This is a genomic window from Ruminiclostridium cellobioparum DSM 1351 = ATCC 15832, from assembly GCF_000621505.1.
Lineage (GTDB): Bacteria > Bacillota > Clostridia > Acetivibrionales > DSM-1351 > Ruminiclostridium > Ruminiclostridium cellobioparum.
Genome location: NZ_JHYD01000057.1, coordinates 22780 through 30042 on the forward strand (window position 1 = coordinate 22780; position 7263 = coordinate 30042).

At 42.0% G+C, this 7263-nt stretch carries 5 protein-coding genes; 2 read left to right on the plus strand and 3 right to left on the minus strand.

The window, feature by feature from the left end:
• Positions 1-72 precede the first annotated feature (72 nt).
• Positions 73-1770, minus strand: coding sequence for a flavin monoamine oxidase family protein (locus T344_RS0118295; RefSeq protein ID WP_027629908.1), 1698 nt, complete (start codon positions 1768-1770; stop codon positions 73-75).
• A gap of 212 nt (positions 1771-1982) precedes the next feature.
• On the opposite strand from T344_RS0118295, the gene trxB reads away from it, so the two are divergent.
• On the plus strand, positions 1983-2900 hold the full coding sequence (gene trxB / locus T344_RS0118300) for a thioredoxin-disulfide reductase (protein WP_027629909.1): 918 nt from the start codon (positions 1983-1985) through the stop codon (positions 2898-2900).
• 68 nt (positions 2901-2968) lie between these two features.
• Positions 2969-3394, plus strand: coding sequence for a CBS domain-containing protein (locus tag T344_RS0118305; RefSeq protein ID WP_004624304.1), 426 nt, complete (start codon positions 2969-2971; stop codon positions 3392-3394).
• 71 nt (positions 3395-3465) lie between these two features.
• Here the strand turns inward: T344_RS0118305 and T344_RS0118310 are convergent, their stop codons facing one another.
• The gene (locus tag T344_RS0118310; protein WP_027629910.1) at positions 3466-5247 is read right to left on the minus strand and encodes an S-layer homology domain-containing protein; all 1782 of its coding nucleotides are present in this window, start codon (positions 5245-5247) and stop codon (positions 3466-3468) included.
• A 223-nt stretch (positions 5248-5470) separates the two neighbouring features.
• Positions 5471-6907, minus strand: a complete 1437-nt coding sequence (ltrA, locus tag T344_RS0118315) for a group II intron reverse transcriptase/maturase (RefSeq protein ID WP_027629911.1) — start codon at positions 6905-6907, stop codon at positions 5471-5473.
• Positions 6908-7263 lie beyond the last annotated feature (356 nt).

Below are 7263 nucleotides of genomic sequence, written 5' to 3' on the forward strand. Positions count from 1 at the left end.
TTATACCATTTTATCCTCCCCATTTGAATGCCTAATATTGGATAATGGCTTTTAACTGTTTTACAACCGGGATTACATGGTACTACATTTCATCGTCTGGGAGCAGGCAAGGGCATTGGCTGCTTCCATTCCGCTATGAAGCGCACCCTGCTGCCACCTGTGCAAGGCCGATATATGCTCTCCTGCAAAAAATACCCTGCCATTGTATTCAGGAAGTGTCATAGGCCATGAGAATAGCTTTTTCTGTTCGGGAGTAAAGTAGCAAAATGCTCCTCTGAACAGAGGGTCCGAATTCCAGTTTTGAGTTTTATAAGCTGCAACTATGGAATCAAGCATGCCCACCGGCAGACCGTGCACCTCTTCCACATCCCGTTTGATTTTTATTATGCGCTCTTCTTCTGTCATATTTCCGAGTCTGACTGCATCCAGATTAAAATTGTAGGACCCCAGTATAACTCCCGGTTCATATGGGCTTTGTGCCTTTGCGTAATGAGAGCTGTACCAGATTGTCGTTACCGGAAGATCTGTATAGGAACCTCCTCCCGTTATCCCCTGTTCCTCCCAGAATCTGCGGTTGCAATATATGGCTGTTTTTTGGGCATTTCCGTAATTGACCTCTTTGATTGCCTGCATTTTTATACTGCTGAACATGGGCTTTATCTCAAATGTCCGCAGTACTGAAAATGGAACCGCGCAGACTATATTATCGAAACTCGCATATTGTATGCTGTCGGATTTATTATTCGTATACGAAATAGAAACAGTATTATCCTCATTATAAAATATACCCTTTACCGAATGTCCGGGCCTGTAATTTACATTTCCAAGCTGGGATACCGGAATATCCTGGTAATATTTTTGGGGATTCGTACTTCTAAAGGAATCGTAAAAGGCCTGCGGGAGCTTAACCATCCCCCCGGCTATCTGATACATGTACCAGAAATTAACCGGATAATACTCCTGAACAAAGTCCACATAATTGTTATATAAGAACTCCCCTCCTATTGGGAATAAATTTGACAGCAGGTTTATGGCACCCTGGCTGAGTTTTCTCCACTGGAACATCTGCCTGACACTAAGACTGTCCCAGAAGAGCAATTGCCGGCTGTATTCGGGCAGCACCCGGATTATCTCACTTCTCACCCTGGGCGGAGCCTGCAGTACAGGTGCTTCAATACCGTAATAGCCCAGAGCCTGCCAGGGTGTTTCAGCCTCCCATCCCGCCATGTCATAGGTTGGGTAAATGTATTTCATTACATTTTCACCCATCGGGTCATTTCTCACCCTTGTCTGGTGTAAATATATAAATGTATTGGGGTCGGTTTGAATCCACGGAATAGTTTCAAGTCCGAAAAGATTTATATAGTACCACACCGTTTCATGATTCACAGGAATTCTCATGGGACCAAACTCAGCATAGTATTTTTTTTCGGCATCAAAATAGTATGTATATACCCTTCCTCCGATTCTTTCCCTGTTAGCTTCAAATATTTCTATATCATAGCCCAGCTTTCGAAGTTCAAAAGCTGAGGACAGCCCTGCAAGACCTCCTCCGATAATTCCTATGCGTTTTCCCTTAAACTGGCCCGGACGGGCAATACTTGTTATGGGCTGCGGCGGAGAAAACGCTTTGTAAATATAATCATAATCTTCGGTATGGCAGGCTCTGTACAAAGCATAATATGACATTATGCTTCTTTCATAATCCGTGGGGTTTGCAGGCTGTTGAGGTCCCGGTATCTTTGGATTCAACAGGTTTGGACAAATCATAATGCCACCTGGATGCAAATTATTCCTATTGAAGTATATGAAAAATAAAATATATTTGTGTTAATTGAATAACAAATTCAACAATTTAATAAAAAAATATTTGATAAGATAATTTAGGGTATATTAATTATAGGTATTAGTTCAGTAAATTTGTTCAGTAAAAGGGCTGTTTCAGCACGCCAGTATGTTTTTACTGAAATTGGAGGGATTTTATGTATGACGTTATAATTATCGGGGGCGGTCCTGCAGGATATGCTGCGGCCTTGTACAGTTCGAGGGCAAAATTTGATACCCTGGTGATAGAAAAAATGTTCACAGGCGGTCAAATGGCTACTACCGATGTGATGGAGAACTACCCCGGTTTTGAGGAACCCATCGGAGGCTCCGATCTGGCTCTGAGAATGGAAAAGCAGGCCAGAAAATTCGGGACTGTGGTACTTAATGATGAAGTGATTGAACTGGATCTGGATTCAAAAATTAAAGTGGTTAAAACAAAGAAGAACACCTACGAGTGCAAAGCCGTGATTTTATGCATGGGGGCATATCCCAAAATGCTGGGGCTTGACAGAGAGGAAGCTTTCAGAGGTGCCGGAGTGTCCTATTGCGCTGTCTGCGACGGAGCGTTTTATAAGGGCAAAACCGTTGCTGTGGTCGGCGGCGGTGATACTGCTGCCGAAGACGCCCTCTATCTCGCCAGATTCTGTCCTAAAATATATATAATCCATAGACGTGATCAGATGAAAGCTTCAAAAATCCTGCAGGATGAAATTTGCTGCAACACAAAAATTGAATTCATATGGAATTCGGTTGTCGAAGAAATAATCGGACAGTATGGAGTTGAGGGCTTAATGGTGCGAAATCTCATAACCGGAGAAAACACCTCCCTGAATGTCGACGGTCTGTTTGTTGCAATAGGCTTGAATCCCAATATTTCACTGGTAAATGGAAAAATCCGGCAAAGCAGTGAAGGCTATATTATAACCGATGATAAAATGCAGACAAGTATTCCCGGAGTTTATGCAGCAGGAGATATACGTGATAAATTCCTAAGACAGGTAATAACTGCTGCAGCCGACGGAGCCACAGCTTCCTATTCCGCAGAGCACTATATCACCGAAAATAAATGGTGAAACCTTCCGTGTTTTTTTTATTCCGTTAGGGAAATATAATCATGAATTCTAATAGAAAGGGTGATTATATGAAGGTTAGAGACATAATGACAAAAAATGTTGCTTCAGTAAATCCGGCGGCAAATGTAGCTGAAACAGCCAAGCTCATGCAGCAGCATAACGTAGGATCAATACCTGTTTGTGATCAGAGCGGTGTTGTCGGTATTATTACCGATAGAGATATAGTTGTCAGAACAGTTGCAAACGGAAAGAATCCTCAGCAGACTCCGGTTACCGAAATAATGACCACAGGTGTGGCATGTGTCACTCCGGAAATGGATATGCATGATGTCGCCCAGCAAATGGCAACCAGCCAGATAAGAAGGGTACCTGTAGTAGAAAACAACAATCTGGTTGGGATAGTAGCACTGGGCGATGTAGCCGTGGATGCAAAATATTATACCCAGGTTGCTGACACGCTTGAAAATATTTCAAATCCCTCAAATCCGCAGTAGGGAAATTTAAAACAAAAGAATGAGAGGCTGTTGCCAGTTTTTCAAACTGGCAACAGCCTCTCATTCTTTACTTAAAGCGGGCTTACAATTTCAATTTCAGTACCTATTTTGCTGAATTCGGATAAAGCTGTCATATTGAGCTCCATACTGAATCCATCCTGTTCCATTCCGGCAGTCAGCTTCATCACCTGCTTTACAAGCTGGCCCTTATCATTTACAAATATCTCCATCTTTATGTCGAAGCCCTTATTGTAAATGTCCTCGATGGATATGGCTCCTCCAAGCAAATCCGAGGGTATTAAATCACTTAGTATCTCTTTTCCCGCCTTTATTTGATATCTTGCAACTTCTTCTCCATATACAACAGCCTTGCCGGCATGAGTAATATTCAACTTTCCGTAAGAGCTCAGGAATTTTTGTGTTTCTGCCTTATCGGCTTCGGAATCATAATAAGGTATACCCTGTTCAATAGCTTCTTCTTCAGTTATCTGGCTCCAGACCCCGGTATCCATATCTTTGGAGTACAGCTGCTGCCCAATTTTAATAACCTGATACTCCTCGCTTTCTTCACCGTATTCAGGATCTGCTGTGGTAATTTTTGTATTGGATGTAGAGTTTGGACCGTTATTTGCCCCTTCCATTGAATATGTCAAACCGACCAGTTTTTCCTTTAATATAGTATCTATAAGTGACATATCCATGCTGGTCCTGTATTCGCCTTTAAAATCAAGCATGTTTTTCATAGCTTTGAATAATAATGGATTATTGACAGCTGAAGTGTCCTTTATTACAGTCAGGCCGGTCTTAATATTTATTTCCGCACTCATTCCAATAGCTTCTGCAACTGCTTTACCCGGTACAAGAACATCATTTCCCGATAGTCTGGGAGCTGCTGCAAGAGTAATGGCATTTCCGGCGGCTTCCGGAGCATTGAACGGATTCCCGCTGCCTGTATAATTTACATATGCCGTATTATTTCCGGTGCTTAGAAAAATATTTTTATTGCCGGCTGCGTTCTTGATTACTACACTGTTCCTTGCTTCGTCAACAGAAACATTTGCTTCCATCTTAATAAATGCTTCTGCGGGAACTAGCATTTGACCGTTTTCAAGAACAGGAGCCTGGGTCAGCTTTAAAATATCCCCGTTAAATTTAATGACGGGTTTCCTGAGCTGTTCTGCCGATTGATAGATTTTTTCGCTGTTTTTCATGAAATTGTACAGTATGACTGCTATCTGTTCCTTTGTGGCCTTTCCGGCAGGAGAAAAGGTATTTGAACCGGTTCCGCTCATAATGCTGTTTGACACCGCAAACTGGATAGACCCTTTTGCCCAATCCGACATGTTTTCAGCGTCAATAAATTTGGCCAATCCATCCAGTCCCTGCCCGGCCAGCACCGCTTCACCCGACAGGGAAAGATTGTTCAGAAGCATCACGGTCACCTGTTCTCTGGTGCTCATGTCATTTGCTCCAAACTTTCCATTTCCTATACCGCTTACTATTCCTGCTCTGCTGGCGGCTTCCACATACCGGAATGCCCAATGCTTTGCCGGCACATCGCTGTATGTAGGAGTTTCGGGAAGATTTGTCATATCGATGTTCAGTGCCTTAACTATTATTGTGACCAGTTCAGCCCTGCTGATATTTTTCCCCGGATTAAAGCAGCCATACTCGTCTCCTGTGATGACATTATTGTTTGTCATCCATTGTATGGCTTCCTTAGCATAGGAGGAAGCTTTCGAAATATCCTTGATTGCCGCCGCATTTACAGGTATGGAACCTGCAAATATTCCCGCAGATAAAAGGACTGCAAAATTTAATTTCATAATTCTGTTCAGAAATTTTTTACGCATATTTCACCTCAAAAATATATTTTGGATATTAAAACCCATTACTATATTATCAAGTTTATGTAAACCAATCTATTTGTAATAGTTACCAGTACAAAATAAGATATTATTTATAAAACACTAAATGGGTCAAGAAAGTAGGGAAACCAATTTCTTGGCTTCCCCCTTATCAAACCGTACGTGCCCTATTAAGGCATACGGCTTACCAATTGTAGATTTTGATTCATCAAGTTAAAGCAAATCTTTGTGCGTTAGCAATTTTTGCAAGTCGGTCAGGAGTATAATATTTCTGGCCTTTTTCTTTTAGTCTCGCTATTTGCTTTTCTCTTTTCGTTCTTGTTTTCTTTGTCTGACGCTCAATGTACTGTTCTAGGGTGTAACCAAACATTTTGCTGTAGTATAGCCAGTTTGAGGGTATCAATCCTATACGGCAGAAGTATTCTATATTCCATTTTGTCGTCATTGCCCACCCTTTTCTCTGGGTAGGGTGATGATGTATCATTGCCACTCGTAGTCTCTGCCGGATATATGAATCCATTGCATGTAATTGCTTACTGAATGCTTTAAGATAACAACGGCTTTCCTGCCCGTATCTTTTATTGGCTTCCACAGCTTTGTACAGGTTCAGGTAGTAGTTAACTTTACCTCGTATTATTGGATTTACTCTCTCCATCCAGGCTTCCTTACTCAACGTTAGTGTTTTCCTGGTTACGTCTTTAATTTTCTTCTTGAAATCAGCGAATGAGTTTTCTGCTGGCTTTACAATGAAATATCTGCTCCCATCCTTCTTTCGCTGTCTCCAGTGTTCAAAGTCATATCCGATAAACTTAAAGTCATCTTTGTCAAAGTCAACGAATCTTGTTTTCTCCATGGATACTTCAAGCCCTAGTTCCTCGAGAACTTTTCTTGCAATTTGCCCGGCTCTCCTTATCTCTTCCTCAGTCTTTGCAAATAACAGAAAATCATCAGCATACCTCACAAAATGTATCCCTTCATCTTCTAGTTCCCAATCCAATTCGTTCAGATATATATTTGCCAACAGAGGTGATATTACTCCCCCCTGCGGCGTTCCTGAATTAGTTTCATAGTATTTGCCTTCTTCCATGTATCCGGCTTTGAGCCACTGCCATACTATGTCTAGCACTGTTCCATCTGCTATATACTTATTTAGCACCTGCATTAGTTTCTTATGTGGTATGTTATCAAAGAAACCCTTGATATCACAGTCGTAGATATGGTTGTACCCTATCTCTATATTCCATAGGATAATTTGCAGTACCCGCTCCGGTCCAAAGTTCGGTCTATATCCGCAGGACCATTTGTGAAATATGTGCTTTTCGCACAGTGGGCTTATCACATTTACTATGCTTTGCTGTACTATCCTGTCCTTGATTACTGGTATCCCAAGTGGTCTTTTCTTTCCATTCTTCTTGGGTATGTATACCCTCCTTACAGGTGTGGGCTTGTATGTCCTCTCTTTTAACTCCTTGAGAATGTCCATGATTTTATTTTCTTCGTCTGCTTTGAAGCTCTCAATGGTTTCATTGTCAATTCCACCACTACCTTTGTTTTCTTCTACCTGTTTCCATGCCGCCGTTAGTTTCCTGTCGAACAGTATTTGCCCATAAATGCTATGCCACTTTAGCTTTAGTTCTTGATTCACTTATCCTTCTCCTCTCTTGCGTTCCTCCGGTTCGTTTCTGCCGCAGCAACGTTGCCGTTTGCATTACGCTAAGTACTTGAGTTGGTCTACAAAGGTCAACACCCCTTCCGTTCATTGTTTGTTTGGTCAAACAACTACTCCCGTACTATGGGGTTGTCTGACTTCTCCACACGCATCCGCAACTTCGAATTACTCTTATATGCGTTTGCCCTTTCGGCTTGGTGGAGATCTCACAGGGTCACCGCACTTTCCTTATTAACATGCCAAGCACCTTTACATGATAAGCCCTCATCACCCGGCTGGTTCATTTGAGTGAAGAGTTTAGATTTCCCGATTTTCCGCACGGTCATCGACTT

Bases quoted from the DNA above. Each gene is read 5' to 3' on its own strand.
- T344_RS0118305 (WP_004624304.1), top strand. From the start codon at position 2,969: ATGAAGGTTAGAGACATAATGACAAAAAATGTTGCTTCAGTAAATCCG.
- T344_RS0118310 (WP_027629910.1), bottom strand. From the start codon at position 5,247: ATGCGTAAAAAATTTCTGAACAGAATTATGAAATTAAATTTTGCAGTC.
- T344_RS0118295 (WP_027629908.1), bottom strand. From the start codon at position 1,770: ATGATTTGTCCAAACCTGTTGAATCCAAAGATACCGGGACCTCAACAG.
- trxB (WP_027629909.1), top strand. From the start codon at position 1,983: ATGTATGACGTTATAATTATCGGGGGCGGTCCTGCAGGATATGCTGCG.